This window comes from Cupriavidus sp. 01L46 (assembly GCF_056399905.1).
Genome location: NZ_JBFTSF010000469.1, coordinates 1 through 3,307, shown reverse-complemented (window position 1 = coordinate 3,307; position 3,307 = coordinate 1). Strand labels below are relative to the sequence as shown.

3 protein-coding genes are annotated in these 3,307 nt (G+C 69.1%); all 3 read right to left on the bottom strand.

Features of this window, described 5'->3' with window-relative positions:
* Positions 1-1,024: type VI secretion system baseplate subunit TssF (tssF, locus tag AC1DS3_RS36975; RefSeq protein WP_477129174.1), on the bottom strand; the 1,024-nt coding region annotated here is incomplete at its 3' end.
* A gap of 23 nt (positions 1,025-1,047) precedes the next feature.
* Entirely contained in the window at positions 1,048-2,622 is a 1,575-nt protein-coding gene (gene tssA / locus AC1DS3_RS36970; RefSeq protein WP_441636463.1) for a type VI secretion system protein TssA, read from the bottom strand.
* A 56-nt stretch (positions 2,623-2,678) separates the two neighbouring features.
* Positions 2,679-3,307 (bottom strand): type VI secretion IcmF C-terminal domain-containing protein (locus AC1DS3_RS36965; RefSeq protein ID WP_477129173.1); only part of this gene is annotated, 629 nt, incomplete at its 5' end.

Here is a 3,307-nt window from a genome sequence, read left to right as displayed (position 1 = left end):
CCCGGTACTCGGTCTCGACGTGCGTGACCTTGATCGGATCCGCTTCCAGAGCAAACAGGTTGATGATGGGCGTGCAGAAGAGCCGCACGTTCTCCGCCGAGAAGCGCATGTCGTCGGGGAACGGCCTGGCCAGCACCACCTCCACGTCGAAGTGTCCGGCGCCTGGCGGGATGGCGCCCATGTCCAGCCCCACCAGGTCCACGAACATGAACTTCTCGGGAAAGGTGAAGTACTCCAGCAGCAGCTGGTAGCCACCAAAGGCATTGTCCGCCTTGGGCCACAGGCGCGCCTGCGCGTCGAAACCGGCCGCTTCCAGCGCCAGGCCGGGCATCGCCTGGGGCGCGCCCGGGCGTTCATCCGGGTGGCCGGGGATGCGCACCTGCATGGCCTGCGGCCGGGCGGTCAGCGCGGCATACAGCGCCAGCGCCAGTGGCCGGTCGGCATGCAGGTAGAGCCGCAGGCGCGGCACCGCCAATTGCTTGCGCAGTGCCTGCGCCTGGAGTTCGAGCCTTAGCCGGATCACCGAGCGGCCATCCTCGCGCGTGTAGGCGTTGGCCTCGGTCAGGCGCAGCGGGTACAAGTCGACCGCTTGCGTGGTCCGGTAGACGCACTCGACGCTGTCGCCACTGCTGGCTGCCTGGGTGCCAAGCGGCACAGGGTCGGACAGCACCTCCAGTCCGGCCGGCAGGCTTTCGTGGCGCTCCAGGGCGCCGGCGGACGGAGTGAGTTCGAGAATCGACAGCGACGGGATCATGCGCAGGTAGTGCGGCCACAGCATGCTGACCAGCCCTTCGGTCAGTTCCGGCAGCTCGTCGTCCAGCTTATGGCGCAGCCGCCCCATCAGGAAGGCAAAGCCCTCGAACAGCCGCTCGACATGCGGATCGCGCTCGCCGATGCCGTCAATATTGAGCATCCGTGCACGATCGGGAAACGCCTGGGCGAACTCCTTGCCGGCTTCGCGCAGGTAGCGCATTTCCGCTTCGTAGTAGCGCAGGATGTCGTTGTCTTGGGTGGGATCGGTCATGAGGCTGTCAGTTAACTCGCCGGTCAGGCGATGGCCACGGCACGGGCCGGGTCGATGGCGGTCAGATCGCCGGCCAGCGCTTCAATGCGCTGGGCAAGCGCGCCCTTGTCCGCGTCCTTGCGCGTCATGCGGGCCTTGAGCAAGCGCAGCAGCTGTTGCTTGGCCTCGAACGCGAGCGAAGGCTCCCAGGTGGCCAGCCCAAAGCGTTGCGCGTTCATCTCGAGGGCGCCCAGCAAGTGCAACGCCGTGTCCGCGCGGCCCGCACGCTCGGCCACGCGCGCCATCACCAGTTGCCGCACGAAGCGGTCGCGCTCGCCGTCCGGCGCCGGCAGGCCCTGCAGCCAGGCGAACGCGGCATCGAGGCTCTGTTGGGCGGCGAGGTCCGCCGCCTGGGCTTCCGTCTCCGCCCAGTCGGTGCTGGCGGACGCGACCGATACCGGCGCCATGGGCTCGCCGCGCTCGACATCGCGTACGGTGGCATGGCGCGCGATCCACGCCAATGTAGTGTCATCCGCAAACGGCGTGCCGTCCGTGAAGGCCAGTTGATCGAGGCCGGGCAGGCGTTCGAGCATGAGTGCGCAGTCGGTGGCAAGCAGGTCGCGCGCGCGGCCGTACGCGCCGCCTGCCTGATCCTGCGCCGTGAAAGCGTAGTACTGCAGGTCCAGCCAGAAATGATTGGCGCCTTCGGCGAAGGCCTGCTCGACACGGTCGAGCAGTTCCGGCCACTGCTTTTGCAGCATCAGGCGCTTGAGCTGGGCACGCAGTTCGGCGCGCGGCGCCACCAGGCGCGTCTTGCCGCTGTGCTCGTGCGGCGGGATCTCGGTCAACGTATCCCACCGCACGCAGCGCATCAGGCGGTAGGCCGCGAGATAGCCCTGCGGTTGCTGGCGCAGGTACAGCGCCATCTGGCGCGCCCGATCCAGCAGATCGCGTGTCGAGGCCACCTCGCCCAAGGCGGGCAGGACCGAGGCGGCCGCCGGCCCGGCTGGCTCGTCCCCACCAGGGTTGCCGGTGGCCGACGGTGATTCGACCCGGCCCTCGAAGCGGCGGATGAGCCCATCCAGCGCCGGGCGAGCCGGTTCCGGCCACTGCGCCGTGCGCTCGAGGATCAGCGCCAGTGCCGACAGGGTACGTTCCAGCTGCGCGCCGGCCAGGCCTGGCACCCGGTCGAGCCGGTCGGTGAACGTCGCGCCGGCCAGCCATTCGAGTGCCGCCTTGCGGCTCTCGGCCCGGGCGGGCAGCAGCCGGGCGCCAAAGCGGTCGACCAGTGCCGACAGCAGCTCGAAGCCGGCGGCAACCCCTTCCGCGCCATCGCGCCGCATGCGCCCGTAGACGTAATACACGGCCAGGCGCAAATCCTTGGCGGTCAGCTTGAGCAGCCGCTCGGCGGACTCGACGATCAGCGTGTCGTTCACGCCGGACAGCCTGGCCACCTCCTCCTTGATGGCGAGGAAGTCGTCGTCGTAGCCCGGATCGTCGCCGGCCGGGGCGTCGGGACGGATGGGTTGCAGCCATGGGTCCCAGCGCGCCTGTGTGGAGCGAGCGAGATCCGCAGGGGCACGCGCGCCGAAGAGCGCGTTGAGGAGCTTGTTGAACATGGTTGGTCGTTTGTCCCTGTTTGTCTGCGTTTGTCCCTGTTTGTCCCTGTCTATCTCTACTTGCGCAGGGCGGGTGTGGCGCGGGCCGCGGCCTGCGGCTCCCGGCCCACGAAGATCCGCGTTGGCAGCACAAAGCCCCGCAGCGCCAGCATCTCCAGCGGCCCCTGCCCGACTTCCGTACGCATCAGGTAACGCACCGGATAGGTCACGTCCGCCGCAACGGGCGCCTGGGCGCGGCGCGCCGTCAGGCTGTCGGGATCTTCGGCGAAGGTCCGGCCGTGCGCATCGGCTTGGCTCTCGGCAGTGGCCTTCGGCCCCTTGGCGTCTGCCGCTTCCAGCGCGTCCTGCGCTTCCGGCCTCGCCTGCCACGTCAGCTGGTAGTTCGCGCTATCCACCGGTTCGACGTGCGCCCGCTCCAGCATCCGCACCAGGCCCCAGCGGCCGCCGAACTCATAACTCTTGCTGGTGCCGGCGCGCTCGGTCTGCCATTGCAGCCGGGTGCCCGGGTCCTGCTGGTTCTTGCCCGGCCACGTCAACGCCTGCCACGTCTCGCGCTGGTTGTAGTAGTGCAGCGTCTGCCCATCGAGGGTCAGCAGCGTGTCGGTCAGCCCCGGGGTCGGGATCGGCTTGAACTCGAAGCGGTACTGCGGCTCGCCCTGGGCCAGCAGGTGCGCCGCCATGCGCT